At 68.3% G+C, this 20,545-nt stretch carries 19 protein-coding genes; 6 read left to right on the forward strand and 13 right to left on the reverse strand.

Annotated features, from left to right (window positions below; genetic code table 11):
• Positions 1-27: 27 nt before the first annotated feature.
• Positions 28-1,188: an acyl-CoA dehydrogenase family protein gene (locus A5658_RS06720; protein ID WP_067332538.1), complete on the reverse strand. Its 1,161-nt coding sequence runs from the start codon at positions 1,186-1,188 to the stop codon at positions 28-30.
• A gap of 89 nt (positions 1,189-1,277) precedes the next feature.
• Here A5658_RS06720 and A5658_RS06725 point away from each other — a divergent pair, with 89 nt between their 5' ends.
• Complete coding sequence (locus tag A5658_RS06725) at positions 1,278-1,784, forward strand: hypothetical protein (protein WP_067332540.1); 507 nt, start codon at positions 1,278-1,280, stop codon at positions 1,782-1,784.
• Between the two features lie 345 nt (positions 1,785-2,129).
• Positions 2,130-2,876 (forward strand): hypothetical protein, encoded by a 747-nt coding sequence (locus tag A5658_RS06730; protein WP_067332542.1) that lies wholly within the window; start codon positions 2,130-2,132, stop codon positions 2,874-2,876.
• An 88-nt stretch (positions 2,877-2,964) separates the two neighbouring features.
• Here A5658_RS06730 and hflX read toward each other — a convergent pair whose 3' ends face one another.
• Both hflX and dapF read right to left on the reverse strand, forming a co-directional pair.
• The gene (gene hflX / locus A5658_RS06735) at positions 2,965-4,389 is read right to left on the reverse strand and encodes a GTPase HflX (RefSeq protein WP_067332544.1); all 1,425 of its coding nucleotides are present in this window, start codon (positions 4,387-4,389) and stop codon (positions 2,965-2,967) included.
• A gap of 46 nt (positions 4,390-4,435) precedes the next feature.
• A complete protein-coding gene (gene dapF, locus A5658_RS06740; protein ID WP_067332546.1) occupies positions 4,436-5,308 on the reverse strand; it encodes a diaminopimelate epimerase in 873 nt (290 codons plus the stop codon).
• A gap of 248 nt (positions 5,309-5,556) precedes the next feature.
• Between dapF and A5658_RS29175 the strand changes: the two genes are divergently transcribed.
• Positions 5,557-8,694 (forward strand): PGRS repeat-containing protein, encoded by a 3,138-nt coding sequence (locus A5658_RS29175; RefSeq protein ID WP_067332548.1) that lies wholly within the window; start codon positions 5,557-5,559, stop codon positions 8,692-8,694.
• Here the strand turns inward: A5658_RS29175 and miaA are convergent.
• The 4 genes from miaA to A5658_RS06765 all read right to left on the reverse strand — a co-directional run bounded on the left by miaA (position 8,691) and on the right by A5658_RS06765 (position 12,179).
• Positions 8,691-9,596 carry a tRNA (adenosine(37)-N6)-dimethylallyltransferase MiaA gene (miaA, locus tag A5658_RS06750; protein ID WP_067332550.1) on the reverse strand — a complete coding sequence of 302 codons (906 nt, stop codon included), beginning with the start codon at positions 9,594-9,596 and terminating at the stop codon, positions 8,691-8,693. The genes A5658_RS29175 and miaA overlap by 4 nt on opposite strands.
• Positions 9,593-10,279, reverse strand: coding sequence for a hypothetical protein (locus A5658_RS06755; protein ID WP_067332552.1), 687 nt, complete (start codon positions 10,277-10,279; stop codon positions 9,593-9,595). The genes miaA and A5658_RS06755 overlap by 4 nt, the downstream gene beginning before the upstream one ends.
• Positions 10,280-10,288: 9 nt before the next feature.
• Entirely contained in the window at positions 10,289-11,188 is a 900-nt protein-coding gene (locus tag A5658_RS06760) for a DMT family transporter (protein WP_067332554.1), read from the reverse strand.
• Positions 11,189-11,267: 79 nt separating this feature from the next.
• Positions 11,268-12,179: a DMT family transporter gene (locus tag A5658_RS06765; RefSeq protein ID WP_067332555.1), complete on the reverse strand. Its 912-nt coding sequence runs from the start codon at positions 12,177-12,179 to the stop codon at positions 11,268-11,270.
• Positions 12,180-12,431: 252 nt separating this feature from the next.
• On the opposite strand from A5658_RS06765, the gene A5658_RS06770 reads away from it, so the two are divergent.
• The gene (locus tag A5658_RS06770; protein ID WP_067332556.1) at positions 12,432-13,754 is read left to right on the forward strand and encodes a DUF349 domain-containing protein; all 1,323 of its coding nucleotides are present in this window, start codon (positions 12,432-12,434) and stop codon (positions 13,752-13,754) included.
• Here A5658_RS06770 and A5658_RS06775 read toward each other — a convergent pair.
• Genes A5658_RS06775 through recA form a run of 4 tightly spaced genes read right to left on the reverse strand, consistent with a single transcriptional unit; the run spans position 13,751 to position 17,459 of the window.
• Entirely contained in the window at positions 13,751-14,347 is a 597-nt protein-coding gene (locus A5658_RS06775; protein WP_067332786.1) for a hypothetical protein, read from the reverse strand. The two genes, A5658_RS06770 and A5658_RS06775, sit on opposite strands and share 4 nt — an antisense overlap.
• Positions 14,344-15,870, reverse strand: coding sequence for a tRNA (N6-isopentenyl adenosine(37)-C2)-methylthiotransferase MiaB (gene miaB, locus A5658_RS06780; protein WP_067332560.1), 1,527 nt, complete (start codon positions 15,868-15,870; stop codon positions 14,344-14,346). The genes A5658_RS06775 and miaB overlap by 4 nt, the downstream gene beginning before the upstream one ends.
• A gap of 43 nt (positions 15,871-15,913) precedes the next feature.
• A complete protein-coding gene (recX, locus tag A5658_RS06785; protein ID WP_067332562.1) occupies positions 15,914-16,441 on the reverse strand; it encodes a recombination regulator RecX in 528 nt (175 codons plus the stop codon).
• Complete coding sequence (gene recA / locus A5658_RS06790; RefSeq protein ID WP_067332564.1) at positions 16,407-17,459, reverse strand: recombinase RecA; 1,053 nt, start codon at positions 17,457-17,459, stop codon at positions 16,407-16,409. The genes recX and recA overlap by 35 nt, the downstream gene beginning before the upstream one ends.
• A gap of 573 nt (positions 17,460-18,032) precedes the next feature.
• Between recA and A5658_RS06795 the strand changes: the two genes are divergently transcribed.
• Positions 18,033-18,428, forward strand: a complete 396-nt coding sequence (locus A5658_RS06795; RefSeq protein WP_231997239.1) for a RodZ family helix-turn-helix domain-containing protein — start codon at positions 18,033-18,035, stop codon at positions 18,426-18,428.
• Positions 18,421-19,164 carry a hypothetical protein gene (locus A5658_RS06800; protein WP_067332566.1) on the forward strand — a complete coding sequence of 248 codons (744 nt, stop codon included), beginning with the start codon at positions 18,421-18,423 and terminating at the stop codon, positions 19,162-19,164. The genes A5658_RS06795 and A5658_RS06800 overlap by 8 nt, the downstream gene beginning before the upstream one ends.
• A gap of 5 nt (positions 19,165-19,169) precedes the next feature.
• Here A5658_RS06800 and A5658_RS06805 read toward each other — a convergent pair whose 3' ends face one another.
• Both A5658_RS06805 and A5658_RS06810 read right to left on the reverse strand, forming a co-directional pair.
• On the reverse strand, positions 19,170-19,364 hold the full coding sequence (locus A5658_RS06805) for a DUF3046 domain-containing protein (RefSeq protein ID WP_067332568.1): 195 nt from the start codon (positions 19,362-19,364) through the stop codon (positions 19,170-19,172).
• Positions 19,365-19,377: 13 nt separating this feature from the next.
• Entirely contained in the window at positions 19,378-20,535 is a 1,158-nt protein-coding gene (locus A5658_RS06810; protein WP_067332570.1) for a glycosyltransferase, read from the reverse strand.
• Between the last annotated feature and the right edge of the window lie 10 nt (positions 20,536-20,545).

Here is a 20,545-nt window from a genome sequence, read left to right on the forward strand (position 1 = left end):
GAATCGACGCTGAGAAGGTGTTCGCAGCTAGACGCCGAGGCTGCGGCCGATGATTTCCTTCATGATCTCGGTGGTGCCACCGTAGATGGTTTGCACCCGTGCATCGAGATACGCTCGCGCGACCGGATATTCGCGCATGAAACCGTAGCCGCCGTGCAGCTGCAGGCAGCGGTCGATCAGGTATACCTGCTTCTCGGTGGCGTACCACTTAGCCATCGCGGCCTGCTCGGCGGTGAGTTTCTCCTCGAGGTGCAGCGCGACGAACTCGTCGACCATGATTCGCACGATGGTGGCCTCGGTAGCCAATTCGGCGAGCAGAAATCGGCTGTTCTGGAAACTGCCGATGGGCTTACCAAAAGCCTTGCGCTCCTTGGTGTATTGCAGCGTCTGCTCCAATACCTGCTCCATGGCGGCCGCGGCCATGATCGCGATCGAAATCCGCTCTTGCGGAAGGTTTTGCATCAGGTAGATGAAGCCTTGGCCCTCGTTTCCGAGCAGATTCTCGACCGGCACCTCGACGTCGGTGAAGGACAGCTCGGCGGTGTCCTGCGCGTCCAGGCCGATCTTGTCCAGGTGCCGGCCGCGCTCGAATCCCTTCATGCCGCGCTCGACGGCCAGCAGCGAAAAGCCTTGCGCGCCTTTGTCGGGATCGGTCTGAGCCACCACGATAACCAGGTCGGAGTTAATACCGTTGGTGATGAACGTCTTTGAACCGTTGAGGACGTAGTGATCGCCCTTTTTGACGGCGCGGGTCTTGATCCCCTGCAAATCGCTGCCGGTGCCCGGTTCGGTCATCGCGATCGCGGTGATCATTTCGCCGGTGCAGAACTTCGGTAGCCAGCGCTGCTTCTGCTCCTCGTTGGCCAAGCTCAGCAGGTAGGGCGCCACGATGTCGTTGTGCAGACCAAACCCGATGCCGCTGTAGCGACCGTAGGTGGTTTCCTCGGTGATGATCGTGTTGTAGCGGAAGTCCGAGTTGCCGCCACCCCCGTACTCCTCAGGTATCGACATTCCCAGAAAGCCCTGCTTGCCGGCCTCCAGCCAGACGCCCCGGTCGACGATCTTCTGCTTTTCCCATTCGTCGTGATACGGCGCGACGTGGCGTTCGAGGAATGACCGATACGACTCGCGGAACAGATCGTGCTCGGGCTCGAACAGCGTGCGCTGGTACTTGACGGCGCTACTCATGAGATGACCTCCGGCGACTTGGGAACACTGCCACCCAAGATATACCAACCAGATGGTTGGTTGGCCGGCCGCCGCTTAAAGTCAGCGAGATGGACGAGACGATCCTGGTGCAAGAGCTTGGGCAGCTGCTCGAGTTTTCTTACACCGACATGCTCTGTTATGCCGGGCCGTTTTCGCGGGCCGGCGTGGCGAGCGCACTCAAGGTGCTGCAGCGAGCGTTCGCCGCCCTGTCACCCAATCACCCGCCGCAACGTCGAGCGATCATTGTTCGCGCCGCGTTCGACGAACCCGGGATCCGCGACGGGATCGAGGCCGTCACTCGCGCGGTAACCGATGGCCGGTACACCGTCGATCCAGGCTTGGTTCGACCGGACCGGGGGCGCATATTGCAGGGCTTCGCTTTTCAGGTCACCGTCAAAGGCCGCACCGCGACGCTGCTGATGCGCCCTGGCTTCATCACCGACGAATTTTTCGAGCTGACCGCCAAGCCCGAGCGTGACGCCTCCGATGAGGCGCACCTCGACCAGCTGAACATTCAGCTGGCGCGCCAGCTGTTGGCAGCGTCCGCCGAAGACGTCTACGAATTGGCCTTTTAATCTGACAAATCGGATCACGAATTTCTGAAATGCCGCCTTGTTTTCCGAGTTTTGGAAAGCAGCCCTTTTAGCGGTCTCGAACTCCCAAAAAACGGTTCAACCAGCATCAATACGCTATTGAAAAAAGTCCAAAAGTTTGCCGGCAATTTTCTTTACTCGTGCAAATCTTAAGCGGTAACTTAAATCCACCTGAGAAATCTCAGGAGTCCTTAGGGGAGGACGGTCTATGGCCGGTCGGCACAGCAGCAAGGGGTTCATCAGAGGCTGCGGTGTCGCATTGGTGCTCGCGACGACTCCAGTCGCAATCGCGCCGTCAGCCCGCATCAGTGCAGGGGAAGGGAAATCATGAAAGCTGCAACCAGACGAACGATCATCGCAGCAGGTGCGCTGACCGCGGCTGGACTCTTTGGGTCACTGCCATACCACGGCTCCACGCAGGCGCTCGGCGTGCCGACCCAGCACCACGACGTCGCGCTGGTGGATGCCGGTGCAACGCTCCTGCTCGACGAAGGCGTTTTGGACAACGCTTTCTGGAACGACGTCCTAGGGCCCACCGGAGCCGAAGAGCAACTGTTCAGTGCCCTGTCGACGACATTAGGCACCAGCGAGGCGACCACCCTGCTTGACGCAACCGGCGCCAACCCGATCTTCAGCGGGGTCTTCAATGGCGCGGAGAGCCGTGGCTTCGAGGCGCTGTTCCTGAACGGACTCGTCGGCGAAGATCAGCTGAACCAGGCACTAGGGGTCAGTACGCTCGCCTCGCAGACCGAGCTGCTCAGCGTCTTCAGCAGCGATTTCGTGCCGATCCCTGCCAGCTCCGGCGTAACTCTCGCGGACCTCACAAGCGCCCTGGGCACCTCGGCCTTCGACACGGATCTGACGTCGATCGCCAACGCGGACTACGCCCTCGCGGCAAGCGATTTCGAGGGCTACCTGGCCTCGCTCGCGGGTGACACCAGCGCCCTCGGCGAGATCGGCACGCTACTCACCGACCTGAGCAACAGCTTCAGCGACCTGGGCACCAACCTCACCACCGACTTCAGCGCCGTGATCACCGACATCACCGCGCTGCTCGGCGGAGGTCTGCTCTAACACGCGGGGGAACAGAAGCGCCGGAGCCGGGGGCTCCGGCGCTTTCTGTTTGTGCGGTGAATCTGAGAGCCAACCGACCTGAGAACGCTCAAGCCTGATCGGACCCGTTCACCGAAAACGGCCGCAGACTCGCGGCCAGCGCCACCGGCACCCGCGCCTTGATCCGCGTCCCGTCACCGATGTGCTCGGTCTGCTGCACCCGGCCGTCGGCGTGCACGCGCGACACCAAATCGCCACGGTCGTAAGGGATTACCACGTCGACCGCAGTGTCGGTCGGCGCGGCCAGCTCCGCCATCCGTCTGCGCAGGGCGTCAACACCCTCCCCCGTCGCGGCCGAGACGAACACCGCTCCGGGCAGTGCACGCCGCAGCTTGGCCAGGCCCAAATCGGTTGCCGTGTCGATCTTGTTGACCACGATCAGCTCCGGCGCCGGTCCGCTGTGGTGGTCGGCGAACACCTCCGACACCACCTGGCGTACCGCGCTGATCTGCGCCAGCGGGTTGACATCTGAGCCGTCGACGACGTGCACCAGCAGATCGGCATCGACGACTTCCTCCAGCGTCGAGCGGAAGGCCTCCACCAACTGCGTCGGCAGATGCCGCACGAAACCGACCGTGTCACTGATGACGAATGCCCTGCCGTCGTCGAATTGTCCACGGCGAGTGGTGGGTTCGAGGGTGGCGAACAAAGCATCCTGCACCAGCACCCCGGCGCCGGTCAGCGCGTTCAGCAGACTCGACTTGCCGGCGTTGGTGTAGCCGACGATCGCGATCGACGGCATCTCGCTGTGCACCCGGCGGCTACGCTGGGTGTCGCGAATCTTCTTCATGTCACGAATGTCGCGGCGCAGCTTGGACATTCGCTCGCGGATGCGCCGGCGGTCGGTCTCGATCTTGGTTTCACCGGGACCACGCAGGCCCACACCGCCGCCGCTACCGCCGGCTCGACCACCCGCCTGCCGCGACATCGACTCACCCCAACCACGCAGGCGCGGCAGCATGTACTCCATCTGCGCCAGCGACACCTGAGCCTTACCCTCGCGGCTGGTAGCGTGCTGCGCGAAGATGTCCAAAATCAGGGCCGTGCGATCGATGACCTTGACCTTGACAGCCTTCTCCAGCGCGGTCAGCTGTGCGGGCGACAGTTCACCGTCGCAAATCACAGTGTCGGCGCCCGTCGCCGACACCACGTCGCGCAACTCACCGGCCTTACCCGAGCCGATATAGGTCGACGGGTCCGGCTTGCTACGCCGCTGGACCATCCCCTCGAGCACCTGCGAGCCGGCGGTCTCGGCGAGCGCGGCCAACTCGGCGAGGCTGGCGTCTGCGTCGGCGGCACTGCCCTCGGTCCACACCCCGACCAGCACCACCCGCTCCAGGCGAAGCTGGCGGTACTCGACCTCGGAGATGTCGGTGAGTTCGGTGGACAGGCCGGCCACACGGCGCAGCGCCGCGCGGTCGTCGAGCGCGAGGTCACCCGTGCTCGGGGTTTCAGGAATATCGGGATATGTCATAGGCAATGTCACATGCTGCCCGTCGAGGCGACCGCACGCATCCGATTTAACGGAGAGCGCGCTGCCACCATTCCTCGCTGAGTTCGCCGTGAGCCACCAACACCGACGGCCCACGCAGGTAGCTGGTGGCCTCGGTGATAGTGACGACGACATCGCCGCCCGGCACCCGAACCGTCAACGTGCCGGTGGTAGCGCCGCCATGCGACAGCGCGGCGACCGCCGCGGCAACGGTTCCCGTTCCGCAGGAACGGGTTTCGCCTACCCCTCGCTCGTGCACCCGCATGCTCAGCGCGCCGTCGACCGGGGCGGTGAGAATCTCCACGTTGACCCCGTCGGGGAATTGGCCGGGGTCGAAACTGACCGGCGCCGCGACGTCCAACTCCGCCAGCGTCTGCGGCGTCAGCGCGGAGTCGACGCACGCCAGGTGCGGGTTGCCCACATCGACCGCAAGCCCGTTGAACGTCCGCCCACCGACCACGGCCTGACCCGGCCCGAGCCGGTTGGCCTTGCCCATGTCGACCCGGACATCGGCGTTGGTGGCGTCGACGTGGTGCATCACGACCGGTCGCGGGCCGGCCAAGGACCCCACGACGAACTCGTCACGGGTTTCCAACCCATCGGCCCGCAGGAAGTGCGCGAACACCCGCACGCCGTTGCCACACATCTGGGCGATCGACCCGTCGGCGTTGCGGTAGTCCATGTACCAGTCGCCGGCGTCGACGCCGTCGGGGATCCGCTCGAACACGCCCGCCGCCAGTGCGGCCCCGGCGGTCGTGACGCGCAATACGCCATCGGCTCCCAGGCCACGGCACCGGTCACACAACGCCGACACCACGCCCGGCGTCAGCGCCAGCGCGGCGTCGAGGTCACGCAGCACGACGAAATCGTTCTGCGTGCCATGGCCTTTGGCGAAGATCACCCGCTCAGGATACGTGCCGAGGAGTCGTCCCCTCCGAACTCGCCCAGAGGGGTCGCACCGCGGCTGGTTGATTAGCCGTGGAAGTTCTCGATCCACCGCCGGCCCAGTGACCAGCGTGAACGCCACCCGGCATTGGCAAAAATACCGAAAAGTTCCGCGTAGCTGTTTTGTATTGAACATACGTCGAGTAACTTTGGCGAAGCTGCACTCGCCTGTTTACGCATCGATCGCGAGTAGATAGGGGGCGGATGGCAGGTCGACACGCGAAGCGGAGAACTCGCGCGCGCAACCGTAAGGTCCGCCGCTGTGCGGCCGCCGGCCTGTCCACGACCGCCGGTGCGCTTGTCGCCGCCGCCGTGAGCCCGTTCGCAACTGCGCCGCTGGCCAAGGCCGACTTTGAAGATCTGATCATCAACCTCTTCGACCCCGGGGCGTTCGCGACGGCCTTCGACCCCAGCGCGGTCGCAGCAGCCCTCGACCCCGCCTCGATCACGGCAGCTCTTGATGTCGGCTCCCTCGCGGCGGCCCCAGATCCCTCCGCCGCCCTCGACTTCGGGACCCTCGCGGCGGCCACCGACCCGGCCCCGGTCGCGGCGGCCGCCGAGCCCGCGGGCACGTTCGATCTCGCCGGTCTGCTGGCCGGTCTTGGCTTTACCAGCGACGGGACACCCGATACTCCCGAACTAGCTGCGGCCTTCCAACAGGGCTTCTATCAGCCGGTGCACTATTTCCTCGAATATTGGATCAACAGTTCGGTCGGCCAGTTCGTCGACGCGCAAGCCAATGCGCTTTACGCGTACTTCATCAGTAGCCCAGAGGGTCAACAGATAGTGACCCAATTCTTTCAGCAGTACGGCCTGGACATCACGCCCACCGCTTTTTGTGGCCTGATTTGCGACGGTGCCCCCGGAACGGAGGCCGACCCAACCGGCGGCGACGGCGGGCTGCTCGCCGGCGACGGCGGCGCCGGCTGGACAAGCACCGTGGCGGGTGTGGCCGGTGGTAACGGCGGGGATGCCGGGGTGGGCATCGGTAACGGCGGCGAGGGTGGTGCCGGCGGGCTGGGCGCCGACGGTGGCAACGGCGGCGACGGCGGCGGCATTCTGGGCAACGGCGGCCTCGGCGGCACCGGCGGTGCGGGCGGCCTCGGTGTGGCCGCCGGTAACGGCGGCAACGGCGGGAGCACCGGCGAAAACATCACGAACATAGGCGCTTTCGGTAACGGCGCCAACGGCGGCGCTGGCGGTGTCGGCTACACGGGCTCCGTCGGCGGCAACGGCGGGGCTGGAGGCGATGGTTCCTCGTTGATCGGGTACGGCGGCACCGGCGGCAACGGCGGCAACGGCGGCACAGGTGCGGCCGGCGCCCTCGGCGCGAACGGCACGCTGGCCCACCCGACCGGCTACAACGGCGGCAACGGCGGCGCAGGCGGCAACGGAGGTTTGGGCGGGGTCGGCGGCCACAGCGGCATTGGCCAAGCCGCCAGCGGCGCCCAGGGCAACGGCGGAGCCGGTGGTCAGGGCGGAGCCGGTGGCGTCGGGTACAGCGGCGCCAACGCCACCGTCGCGGGCTCCAGCGGGCAGACCGGCTACGCGGGCGGCAACGGCGGCAACGGCGGTGCGGGCGGTTCCGGCGCCGTCGCCGGTCAGCAGGGCGCCGGCGGCCAAGGCGGCGCCGGCGGCAACGGCGGTAACGGCGCGGTCGGCACCACCGGCGCCACCGGCACCCTTTCCCACCCGACCGGTTACACCGGCGGCAACGGCGGAAACGGAGGCGCTGGTGGAGCCGGCGGACAGGGCGGCACCGGCATCGGCGGCCAAGCCGCCAACGGCAGCCAAGGTAACGGCGGCAACGGCGGTGCGGGCGGTAAAGGCGGCACCGGCTACACCGGCACCACCGGTGCCACGCCCGGCGCGACCGGTGGCAACGGTGCCAACGGCGGCGCCGGCGGCAACGGCGGCACCGGCGGTTCGGGCACCGTCGCGGGCAATGGCGGAGCCGGCGGCCAAGGCGGCACGGGCGGCACCGGTGGCACCGGCGCGGCCGGCTCGACCGGTGTGTCGAACGTCAGCAATGGCGTGGGCGGCAACGGCGGTGGTGGCGGCAACGGCGGCGCCGGCGGCACCGGCGGCAACGGAGGTGGTGGAGGAACCGGCGCGAACAGCACGACTGGCGCCACCGGCATCGGCGGCAACGGCGGCACCGGCGGCCAGGCCGGTACGCCCGGCAATGGCGGCAACGGCGCGGCCGGTGCGATCGGTGTCGCAGGTTCTGGCGGCAACCTCGGGGCCGGTGGCAACGGCGGCAACGGCGGCAACGTCGGCACGCCGGGCTCGGGCGGCAGCGGCGGCACCGGATCTACGCCGGGCGGTGCCGGCAGCACCGGCAGCACACCGACAGGCCCGGTCGGCAATGGCGGGAACGGCGGCAACGGTTACAGCCCAACAACATTGGGCGCCAACGGCGGCAACGGCGGCGCCGGCGGCAACGGCGGCACCATGGGCAACGGCGGCAACGGCGGGAACGGCGGCAACGGGGCCACCGGCACCACCGGCGTCAATCCGTCGGCCGGCCAGGCGGCCAACGGCGGGACCGGCGCCAACCAATCCTGCACCCTTGTCGTCTGCACTCCGCCCGGCACCGGGGGTAACGGCACTAGCGGCACTGTCGTCGGACAGGCTGGGGGCAATGGCGGCACCGGCGGAAGTGGCGGCGGTGCACTAAGCCTCGCCGGGGCCCAGGGCGGGGCCGGCGGGAACGGCGGCAACGGTGACGTCGCCGCCGGTGGGACGGGCGGTAACGGGGGCAATGCCTCGGCCGTGGCGGGGGTTGGCACCGCAAGCGCCGGCAACGGCGGCAACGGCGGTAGCGCAACCGGCGTCGGCGCTACCGGAGGCACGGGCGGCAACGGCGGTGCCGGCGGCGCTGGCGGGGCCGGCGGATCGATCTCGGGCAACGGCGGCAACGGCGGTACCGGCGGCACCGGCGGCACCGGCGGCACCGGTGCGGTGGGCCCGGCCGGCGGGGCCGGCGGCAAGGGGGGCAACGCAACTATTCCGCTGAACGTCGGGACGGTAACGGGCGGCAACGGCGGGGCCGGCGGCGCCGGGCTGAACGGCGGAATCGGCGGAACGGGTGGCGACGGCGGGGCCGGCGGCGCACCCGGCATCGCCACCAACGGCACGAACGGCGCCATCGGCAGTGGCGGCACAGCGGGGGCCGGCGGTACCGGCGGGGCCGGCGGATCGGGGGGCGCCGGCGGCACGGGCGGCACGGGAACCAACGGACTCGGAACCGTCGTGCAGCACGGCACCAATGGGACGGCGGGCGCGAACGGCACCCAAGGCGCGACCGGCAACTCCGGCCATGCCGGCGCGCCCGGCTAGGACACGTGCCGCCACGCCGTCACCGCGGCATCGGCGTTGCCCTCGGCGGTGGCGTCCAGCCAGTTGATCCGGTGGTCGCGGCGGAACCAGGACCGCTGTCGGCGGACGTAGCGGCGGGTGCCGATGAACGTCGGCTCCCGGGCCGCATCGCCGTTACCGCCGGCATCGAGGTCGTCGAGGACCTGCGCGTAACCCAGAGCTCGTGACGCGGTGACGCCGTCGCGCAGCCCGCGGTCGCGCAGACCGACCACCTCCGCGACCAGGCCGTCGGTGAACATCGTGTCGGTGCGTTGAGCCAGCCGCTCGTCGAGAAGCTTTGTTTCGCAATCCAATCCAATGATCGCGGTGTCCCAACGCGGCGTTCCGATGACGGGCGCCGACGCGGCGAACGGCTGACCGGTGAGTTCCACCACCTCGAGAGCGCGCACGATGCGCCGGCCGTCGGTCGACAGGATCGACGCCGCCGCGGCCGGATCGCGATCGGCGAGCTCGGCGTGCAAAGCGCCGACGCCGATCTCGGCCAGCCGCTGCTCCCATTTCGCGCGCACCGCAGGTTCGGTCGCCGGGAATGACCACTCGTCGAGCAGCGACTGGATGTACAGCATCGAGCCGCCGACCACCACCGGAACATTGCCGCGGGCGGCGATCGCCTCGATGTCGGCGGCGGCGTCGCGCTGGTAGCGCGCGACGGTCGCGGTGGCGGTGACATCCAGGACGTCGAGCTGGTGGTGCGGGATGCCGCGGCGCTGCGCGACGGGCAGTTTCGCGGTGCCGATGTCCATGCCACGGTAGAACTGCATCGCGTCGGCGTTGACGATCTCCCCGCCGAGCCGCTCGGCAACATCAAGGGCCAGTTGCGATTTGCCGGTTCCAGTCGGCCCGACGATGGCCAGCGGCCTCACGGCTGCCAGACGCCGGCGAAGTATCCGACGCCGTAGGGCGCCGCACGGTAGAGCTCCTTGGCCGACCGCGGCACCGGCTCGGCCAGCCCGGCCAGCACTTCGAACGCGACCCGTCCCCCGACGTGGGCGGGCAGCCGCGTCAGCGCGGCGACGTCGCCGCAGGCCAGCGCGTCATCCAAGGCACTCTGCACCTCGGCGTCGTCGGGCCGGTATCCGCCAGGCGCCGCCGGGGTGAGCGTGTTCACCCCGTCGGCGACCACTAGCACCCCGATCGGCTCCGTCGACCGATCGATCTCACCGCGCAGCCGCCGGCCGAGCTCGACCGCGCCCGCGGTGTCGTGGCTGTCGGCGTAAACCCGAACCTGCGCCTCGGCATCGGGCTGAGCCAAATCCCTGATCCAACCGCCGATCAGCGCACACAACGGCATCGGCACCGGCGGACCGCTGGCCTGCGGCGACAGCCGCACCACAACGTCGGCGCCGTAACCCGCGAACGTCCCGACCGCCTCGAGGCCGATCACGTCGTCCGCGGCGCCCACGCCGACGACGATCCACCGCCGCGGCAACGCCGCCGCGGCGGCGATCATGGCCGACCGCAACTCCTCGACCTCGGCGGCGGCCGCGCCGGCCAGCTCGGGAACCAGCACCGGCGCGGACGGGATGATCGAGATGGCGCTCAGCACGCCATCAAACTAGCGGGTCAACCCGATAGCGGCGAATGTGTCGGTGTGCGCTTCGACCGTCTTGGCCTCGCCGCGGGCGAGCGCCGCGGTGGCAATCACCATCACGGTGACCGCGACCGCGAGGACGAACACCGTCTCGTCGCCAGGATGCACGGTCTCCCCCAGCACGAACACTCCCAGCAGTGCACCCACCGTTGGCTTGGCCACCGTCATCGTCGGCATCGATACGTTCAACGGTCCGCCGCGATACGCCGACTGCTGGAACACCATCCCGGCAACCGCGGCCCCGATGCAGGCGTAGAGCTCAGGGGCGCACAACACCGCGACGATGCCGCCCTTGGCCGCCTCGACCGCGCCCTTGACCAGCACCGCGAACAACGCCAACGACGCACCGGAGATCGCGGCCAGTAACACCGCGGCGATCGCCCCGTCGGGCCAGAGCCGCGCGCCGAGCAGACACAGCGCAACAAGCGGGCCGGCGATGGCGAGAACCACCAGCCACGTGTGCAGCGGCGCCCGCGAATACCCGGCCACCGGGTTACCCACGGTGACAACGACGGCCAGCGCGGTGGCCAGTATCGCCGCCCACGTCCAATCCCACCGGCTCACGGGGGATCCGGTCATGCGGGCGTAGAGCGGCAGCGCGAACAGCAACGCCGTCACCTGCAACCCCGTCACCAGGATCACCGAACCGAGGCTCAGTGCCGCGGCCTGCAAGCCGTAATTCGCGATCGCCGCGACGGCGCCGAGCCGCCAGTCCCGGTTGCGCCACGACATGAAGAACAGCGCGAGGTAGCCGACTCGCCCCTCGGTGACTTCGTGGGCGGACCGTTGCCGCGCCACGTTGCCGAGCGCCGATGCGTACGCGGCCGCCAGCGCGAGCAGTCCCGCGAGCTCTGCCTTCGGCACGCCCTAACCTCCTCGCACTCTTCGTTCCACGCCACGGTACTGACGTCCGCTGTGAAAGGCTCGTCGGCGCGCGTCGCAGCTACCGATTCGACGGCGCTTTCGCAGGCACGACGACGTCCTGCCCGGGTCCTGCCGCCATTGTGGCCGCTTCACCGCGAGCCAGCGCGATGGTCGACATGAGCACCAGCGCCGCGGCGGCAACCAGCGTCAATACCCTTGGGCCACTGGCATTCAACGTCTCGCTGAGCACCAGCACACCAAGCACGGAGGCGACCACCGGCTTGGCGACCGTCACGGTCGGCAGCGACGCGGTCAGCGCGCCGGCCCGAAATGCCGACTGCTGAAAGATCATTCCCACCAGCGCGGCCGGCAGCAGGCAATAGGACTCCGGTGCGCGCAGAAATGCCCCGAACCCACCGGACGCCGCACCGACCGCACCTTTGGTCAGCACCGCGAACAGCGCCAGCGACGACCCGGCCACCACCGCCAGTAACACCGGCGCAACCGTCGTCCTGGCCCAGATCCGCGCGCCCAAAACGCACAACACCAGGAGCGGACCCATCACCGTGGCCACCGCCGCCCAACTGCCGACCGAACCGCGCGCAGACCCGTCGGCCGGGTCGCCGACTGTCACCAGCACCGCCAGCGAGCCGGCCAGCAGCGCCGCCCAGGTCCACTCCCAGCGCGTCACCCGGTGGTAGGCCAGGCGCGCGTAGATCGGCAAGGCGAACAGCAGCGAGGTCACCTGCAATGCCGTCACCAACAGCACCGATCCCAAGGCGAGCGCAGCGGCCTGCAGGCTGTAGTTGGCGACGGCGCCCATGCCGCCCAGCCACCACCGCAGGTCTCGTACCGACAGCCAGAACAACTCGAGGTGGCCGACCTCTTTATCGGTGACCTCCTGCGCCGAACGCTGGCGGATCACGTCGCCGATCGCGGATGCCAGAGCGGCGCACAACGCGATCAGCGCCGCCACGTCCACTTTTGACATCGTTCACCACCCATTCATCCCCAGTTCCCGTGAACCAGCCTAAGGGGGTCCGCGACTCGTCCGCGCTCACACCGTCGTCGCGCACCAAATTTCAGCTAACCAACAGGCACTGAGCGGCCAACTCGGGACGCTTCGCACGACAAGCTGCTTCAATACTGATGGGGCACTCCAGTGCGTGCCCCGTGTCGACGGCGCCGCTATGCGCGGCAGGTGTGCGGTCAAAAACCGCACGGAGGGTAGGTAACGGCAGCTATGACGCCTGACGAGCAACCCACTGAATCCCGGCCCATCCCACGGCCGGGACCCCGGCCAGGTCCCAAGCCGACTCCACGTCCCCCCGCACACCCGGTTCTGTCGGTGCCGACCAGCGATCCGCACAAATTCGGCCGTGTCGACGACGACGGAACGGTGTGGCTGATCACGGCGGCCGGCGAGCGTGTCGTCGGTTCCTGGCAGGCCGGCGACACCGAAGCCGCGTTCGCCCACTTCGGGCGGCGATTCGACGACCTGAGCACCGAGATCACGCTGCTCGAAGAGCGCCTGACCGCCGGCACCGGCGATGCGCGCAAGATCAAGGCCACGGCAGCGGCGCTGGCCGAGACATTGCCCAGCGCCAACGTCCTGGGCGACATCGACGCGCTCGCCATCCGGCTCACCGCGATAGCCGACCACGCCAGCGAGGCCGCCGCGGCCGACCGCACCCGCCGCGACGAGCATCGCGCGGCCCAGACCGCGCGCAAGGATGCCCTGGCCGCCGAGGCCGAAGAGTTGGCCAACACCTCGACGCAATGGAAGGTCGCGGGCGACCGGCTGCGCGCGATTCTCGACGAATGGAAGACGATCACCGGGCTGGACCGCAAGACCGATGACGCGTTGTGGAAGCGCTATTCGGCGGCGCGGGAGACGTTCAACAGGCGGCGCGGCTCGCATTTCGCCGAGTTGGACCGTGACCGGGCCGGGGCCCGCGAGGCCAAGGAGAAGCTCTGCGTCAAGGCCGAAGCGCTTGTCGACTCGACGGATTGGGGCGCCACCAGCGCCGAATTCCGCAAGCTACTCGTCGAGTGGAAGGCCGCCGGGCGCGCCGCCCGCGACGTCGACGACGCGCTGTGGGCCCGATTCAAGGGAGCGCAGGACACCTTCTTCAAGGCCCGCAACGCCGCGACCGCCGAGCGCGACGCCGAATTCAATGCGAACGCGACCGCGAAAGAGGCGCTGCTGTTAGAGGCGGAGAAGATCGACACCAGCAACCCCAAGGCGGCCTCGGCCGCGCTGCGGGCCATCGGCGACAAGTGGGACGCGATCGGCAAGGTGCCACGGGAGAAATCGGCGGATCTCGAGCGGCGCCTGCGGGCGGTCGAGAAGAAGGTGCGCGACGCCGCCGAGCCGTCCGGACCGGACCCGGAGGCGCAGGCCCGCGCCGACCAGTTCCGCGAGCGCGCCGAGCAGTACGAACGTCAAGCGCAAAAGGCCGAATCGGCAGGCCGCAGTAAGGAAGCCGCGGAAGCCAAGGCCAACGCCGACCAATGGCGGCAGTGGGCCGACGCGGCGGCCGACGCGCTGACTCGCCGGCGCTAGCTCGAGTCGGTCTTGCCGTTGGGTGTGGGCGGCTGCGGGTCGTCGAGGGTTTCCAGCAAGGTCCGGGCCTGGCTCTGCGCCGCGGATTGACGGCGCTGTTGCTCGGCGGCGAGCTGCACGATCGTGCGCGACCACACCACTCGCGCCCAGTGGAACGTCAGCAACAGGATCGCAATCCAGGCCACGATCAGCCCGATGCCGGGACCTGGATGCCCGGATGCCACTGTCTGCCGCGACCAGATCGCCAGCAGTCCAGCGGCGCTGGCCACCGCCGAACCCGCCAGCGCCACCCAGGCCAGCGACCAGCGCCGGGTCAGCAACGCAAGCATCGAGAATCCGACCCCGAAAACCAAGGCGAGCCAACTGAATACGCGCGACGGCAGCGCTATCGCCGCCTTACCCGCGCCATGCGTGGAGAACAGCACGTCCCAGCCGCGCACATCACCGGTGTGCGGTAGGACGAACGACCCGATGAGCACGAACACCAGGATCGCGACCACCAAAGCCCTTGTGCCCGGCTCGATTTCGCGGGCGATACGACGCTCGGCTGCCTCGATGTCGTCGCGGAACGCGTCGAACTCTCCCCCGCTCATCGCGCGCACCCGAGCGGTTCGGGCGCGGCGACGGGCTGTCCGATCGCGGGCATGCCCAGGCCGACACCGCTGGGACGCCGGCCGGCGGCGTGGGCATCACCCGCGCGAGTACGTCGGTAGTTCAGGACGTCGCCGTCGGCGATGAGGTGATGCGGCGCGGCGCGGGTGATCGTCGTGGTGACGACGTCACCCGGGCGCACCGGCTGCTGGCCGGGCGTGAAATGCACCAGCCGCCCGTCGCGCGCGCGCCCGCTCATCCGCGCGGTGCTGCTGTCCTTGCGGCCTTCTCCGGTAGCCACCAGTAATTCGACGGTCCGGCCGATCTGGTTACGGTTTTCTTCCAGCGCGATCTGGTCCTGCAGCGCGATCAGCCGGTCATAGCGTTCCTGCACAACGGCTTTCGGCACCTGATTGTCGAGCTCGGCCGCGGGGGTACCCGGACGCTTCGAGTACTGGAAGGTGAAGGCGTTGGCGAAGCGGGCCTGCCGGACCACATCGAGCGTCGCGGCGAAGTCCTCTTCGGTTTCGCCGGGGAAACCGACGATCAGGTCGGTGGTGATCGCGGCGTGCGGCATGGCCGCGCGTACCCGGTCGATGATGCCGAGGTAACGCTCGGCGCGGTAAGACCGCCGCATCGCGCGCAGCATCCGGTCCGACCCCGACTGCAGCGGCATGTGCAGCGCCGGGCAGACGTTCGGCGTCCGGGCCATCGCTTCGATGACGTCGTCGGTGAACTCGGCCGGATGCGGCGAGGTGAACCGCACCCGCTCCAGGCCGTCGACGCGGCCGCATTCGGTCAGCAGTTCGGCGAAGGCGCCGCGGTTGCGCGATAGTTGCGGGTCGGCGAACGACACCCCGTAGGCGTTGACGTTCTGGCCCAGCAGCGTGATTTCCAGCACGCCATCGGCGACCAGCGAGCGCACCTCGGCCAGGATGTCGTCGGGGCTGCGGTCCACTTCTTTGCCGCGCAGCGACGGGACGATGCAGAACGTGCAGCTGTTGTTGCAGCCCACCGAGATCGAAACCCAAGCGGCATAAGCGGATTCGCGGGCGGCCGGTAGCGCCGACGGAAACTCCTGCAGCGCCTCGGCGATTTCAACCTGGGCGATCTGGTTGTGCCGGGCCCGCTCCAGCAGCGTCGGCAGCGACCCGATGTTGTGGGTCCCGAAGACGACATCGACCCACGGCGCCTTGCCCAATACGGCGTCGCGGTCCTTCTGAGCCAGGCATCCGCCGACGGCGATCTGGAAGTCGGGGTTGCTCCGCTTGCGCGGGGCCAGGTGGCTGATGTTTCCGTAGAGCTTGTTGTCGGCGTTCTCGCGCACCGCGCAGGTGTTGAACACCACCACGTCGGCATCGTCACCGTCGTCCGCTCGCCGGTAGCCGGCCGCCTCGAGCAGACCCGCCAGGCGCTCGGAATCATGGACGTTCATCTGACAGCCGTAGGTGCGGACCTCATAAGTGCGCTGCGACGGCAGCGGCGCCGCCGCGGGCGTCACGTCTGGTTCCACCGTCGAAGTCACTGGGCCATGGTACGGCGCGGCAGCAGCCCGGCGTTCGGGCGACCTAGACGCGCCGGCGCTCCCGCTCGCCGGCCAACTCGACGCTGACCACATCGAAGGCCATGCCCTGGCCGAACCCGCGACGCGCCAGCATTGCCACCAGCCGGCGGGTCACCCGGGCATCGGCGGCCTCATCGCTGAGGTTCTCGCGCCGCAGCTTCCTGCGAACCAGCTCTTCGGCTCGGCCACGCTCGGCGGCGGGATTGATGCCGCCGAGCACCGAGGCGATCACGTCTTTGTCGACGCCCTTGCTGTGCAGCTCAGCTGCCAATGCGCGCTTGCCTTTTCCCGCGTTGGCCAGCCGTGAGTGCACCCATTGCTCGGCGAATTCGGTGTCGTCGAGCAATCCGACGTCGGTGAGCCGATCGAGTACCCGGGTGCTGACATCGTCGGGGTACCCGCGCTTGGTCAGCTGGCCGGCCAGCTCGGCGCGGGTATGGGCCCTCGCGGTGAGCAGGCGCAGGCACAACGCCCGCGCCTGCTCTTCGCGAGACGGCTCAGAAGTCGACGGGAGCGGGCAGGGGCTCGACATTGGCGGGCTCGTCGGTCAGCACGGCACCGATGCCGAGCTTTTCCTTGATCTTCTTCTCGATCTCGTTGGCCACGTCAGCGTTCTCCAGCAGGAAGTTGCGGGCGTTTTCCTTACCCTGCCCCAGCTGCTCGCCCTCGTAGGTGAACCACGACCCGGACTTACGGACGAAGCCCTGGTCCACACCCATGTCGATCAGCGAGCCTTCGCGGCTGATGCCACGGCCGTAGAGGATGTCGAACTCAGCCTGCTTGAACGGCGGCGACACCTTGTTCTTGACGACCTTGACCCGGGTGCGGTTGCCGACCGCGTCGGTGCCGTCCTTCAGCGTCTCGATCCGTCGCACGTCTAGACGCACCGACGAGTAGAACTTCAAAGCCTTTCCACCCGTGGTGGTCTCGGGCGAGCCGAACATCACGCCGATCTTCTCCCGAAGCTGGTTGATGAAGATCGCCGTCGTGCCCGAATTGCTGAGTGCGCCAGTGATTTTTCGCAGCGCCTGGCTCATCAGCCGGGCCTGCAGGCCGACATGGCTGTCGCCCATCTCACCCTCGATCTCCGCGCGCGGCACCAGTGCGGCCACCGAGTCGACGACCAGGATGTCCAGCGCGCCCGAGCGGATCAGCATGTCCGCGATCTCGAGGGCCTGCTCCCCGGTGTCCGGCTGGCTGACCAGCAGCGAATCAGTGTCCACACCCAGCTTGTGGGCGTAGTCGGGATCCAGCGCGTGCTCGGCGTCGATGAACGCCGCGATGCCGCCCGCGGCTTGGGCGTTGGCCACCGCGTGCAGTGCGACGGTGGTCTTACCGGAGGACTCCGGACCGTAGATCTCGACGATGCGGCCGCGGGGCAGGCCGCCGATGCCCAAAGCCACATCCAGCGCGATCGATCCGGTGGGGATGACCGAGATCGGTTGACGCACTTCGTCTCCGAGGCGCATCACCGACCCTTTGCCGTGACTCTTCTCGATCTGGGCCATCGCCAGTTCGAGGGCCTTTTCGCGATCTGGGGCTTGTGCCATGGTGCTACCTCTCGGTGTAGTCGTTGTTCGGTCTGACCGGTGTTGGTCGATTGGCCGTGACGTTAAAGCAGCCCTCCGACAAGTCGGCATCTGTCGAACGATCACCACAGTAGCGAACAAGTGTTCGAAAGCAAGAAGGCGCGCCGCTGGCGTGTCTTCGGCGCGCCGCCCGCCCACCGAAGCTTCAACGCCTCGGCCTTGTATCGGCCACCTGCGCCACCGTAGGGTTGTGCCGGTTTGGGTGCAGACGTTCAGCCAGCAATTACGTTGCGTAGGGTCGCCCAAACCGGGCGCTGTTGGCGCGCCTCTCCTGCGACAGCGCGGTCGCGGCGTAATCGGCGCCGACAGCACACATCTGATGCCGGACTGGCCGCGATTATGGAAGGTTCACAAGCAATGGTGGAGAAGAAGCCTGCCGAGGACACCGCCCCGGTTGCGCACGAAGGCGCTGTCGTCGACCACAAATCCGACCACCAGGGCGAGCGCCCGACACCCCCGCCAATCCGGCCGGACCGCGGACAAACGCCCGATGACGGCGAGGCCCCGGCCATCGTCGGCGCTGCCGAAGCGGCCATGCACATGTTCGAGGCGGCCATCGAGGCCTTGCCGGACCAGAAGGACGGCAGCTTCGTCAAACGCGCCGACGTGATCCTCACCGGTCTGCGCAAACTCGAGGCGTCGTTGGCGCTTGCGGCCAGCCGTAGCCGCGCCACCCCCTCCGTCGTGGTGGCCTTGAGTCAAGCCCGCCGAAGCTACGCCACCCTGATGAAGCGCGCCGCGCTTGCGCCGTCCGCGTCGCTGGGTCAGCAAATCTACGCCGCTCGGCGCGGGGCCGACCTGACGATCCAGGAAGCGGCCAACGGTGTCGGACTCCGCGCGGATCTGCTCGAGGCCATCGAAAACGGCGAGCCGACCACCCAGGAAGAGACCACCAAGATCAAGGCCCTGATCGCCGCCCTAGATGGCTGAGTTCTCAGAGCCGAACAGACCGCCGAGCGTCGTCGACTCCCAAGTCGACGACGTCCTTTCGGCCGATCCCGACGAGCGAGCCCGCCAACTCGAACTTCTGCGGGACGCGTTCATCCCGTGGCTGGCCACCATCGACGGTGGCAATCAGTACGTGCACCGGGTCGCGCGCTGGAGTCAGATCCCCGAAGCCAGCCAGCCGCTCGTCGACGCCCTGGTCGCCAAGCGAATCCTGGTCAAGGAACGACGCGGCGTCGGTGACCGCGGTGAGGTGGGTGAGATCTTCGTCGAGATCGCCCACCGAAGCCTGCTGCACGACTGGACCGAGCTGCATGGGTGGCTACGCGAGCAACGGCACAACCTCAACACCGCGGACGACCTGCAACGCTATGCCGCCGAATGGGAAGCCGGTAACCGCGACGCCAACTGGCTGATGTCAGGGACCCGCCTCATCGACGCCGAAAACCTAGCCGACACAGCCGAATTCGGCGATCAGGTGGCCCACACTCGCGACTACCTCAAGGCGTCGCGACGCCACGAAAACCTCAGGCTGGAAAACGAAAGCCAACGCCACCACGACGCGCTGACGGCGGCCGTGAAGCAGCTGGAGACAGCGCGGACCCACGCCGCCTCAGCACACGAGCAAGCGCAAATCCTCGCCACGCGTGTACGCATCCTTCAAGCAGCACTGGTTGTCACCGCGATCATCGCCCTGATCGCGATCATCGCCGCCCTATAACCGGCTCACCACTGCTCCCGGGGAACGTCGAAGTCGGCGCACAGCGCCCGCCACACGTCGCGTGGCTCGATCCCGTCCTCGATCGCCTGCGCGGCGGTGCGCCCGTCGAACCCGGTCAGCACGTGGTCGGCCAACACCGAGGCGCCGTATGTCGCGCCGAATCGCAGGGTGACCCGTTCGTTGAATTCCGTCAGACGCACTCCGCCAAGCTACCTACCCGGCAAGTGCGAGCGCCTGATGGCACACCTGCACCGGGTCGGCCACGTCGGCGGCGCCGACCGCGGCGCGCCGTGCGGCGTCGCGGTAGCCGGGCGTCGCCAGCACATCAGCGACCGCACCGGCCAGCGCCTCGCCCGTCAACGGCCGCACCAGCCGCCCACTGCCTTGGCGCGCCACCCGGTTGGCGATCTCCCACTGATCGCCGCCGCCGGGGACCACCACAAGTGGTACGCCGGCCAACAACGTCTTCGCCACAATGCCGTGCCCGCCGCCGCAGACCATCAGGTCGGCGTGGGCGAGCAAATCGTCTTGCCGCCCCAGCCCGGCGACCGCCCACGAGGGCAGCGCCAATTCCGGGCCGCCCAGTCGCGACACCACCAGACGCACGCCCAGGGATGCCAAGCTCTCCAGAGCCGTCTCGGCCATTCCCTTGGCACCGGTCGTCGCCGTCGACGGCGCCACCACCACCACGGGACCCGAGCCGGGCGGTAGCGGCAACACCTGCTCGGTCGGCTCGAAGTGCAGCGGACCCACCACGACCGCGTCGGCCGGCCAGTCCGGACGTGGAACCTCTAGCGCTGGCAGCGTCGCGATCAGCATCCGCAGTGGCCCGGGATCACTTGCGGGCAAACCGATTTCGACGCGGACCTGCTCCCGCTGCCGATTGCCGGCCCGCAACGACCGCGCGGTCAACGCGCGCATCGTGGAGTCACGCAGCCGGCCACGAATCCCGGTGCCCGGCGCCAAGCCGCTGCCGATCGGCGGTAGACCCTTGGAGGGGCGGTAGAGCGGATGCGGGTTGAGCTCGATCCACGGAATTCCCAGCAGCTCGGCCGCCATCCCGCCGCAGGCGGTGATCACGTCGGATACCACCAGATCGAGCTCCATCGCCTGCAGCTGCGCGCGATTCAGCACGGCCATCCGCGCGGCGCGCTGGTGGATCTTGGCTCCCGCATCGGCATCGTCGTCGTCCTGCATCGGGTCGAGCCCGGTCAGTTCGACAGCGTCGATACCGGCGGCACGCGCGGTGGCAAGCCATTCGGCGCCGGTCAGGAGGGTCGGTGTATCCCCGGCCGCCCGGAACCGCTGACCCAGCGCGATCGCCGGAAAGGAGTGGCCGGGGTCCGGTCCGGCCACCACCGCCACGCGCATCGCCCTACCC

Origin of the sequence: Mycobacterium sp. 1245111.1 (genome assembly GCF_001673405.1) — a bacterium.
Classification (GTDB): Bacteria; Actinomycetota; Actinomycetes; order Mycobacteriales; family Mycobacteriaceae; genus Mycobacterium.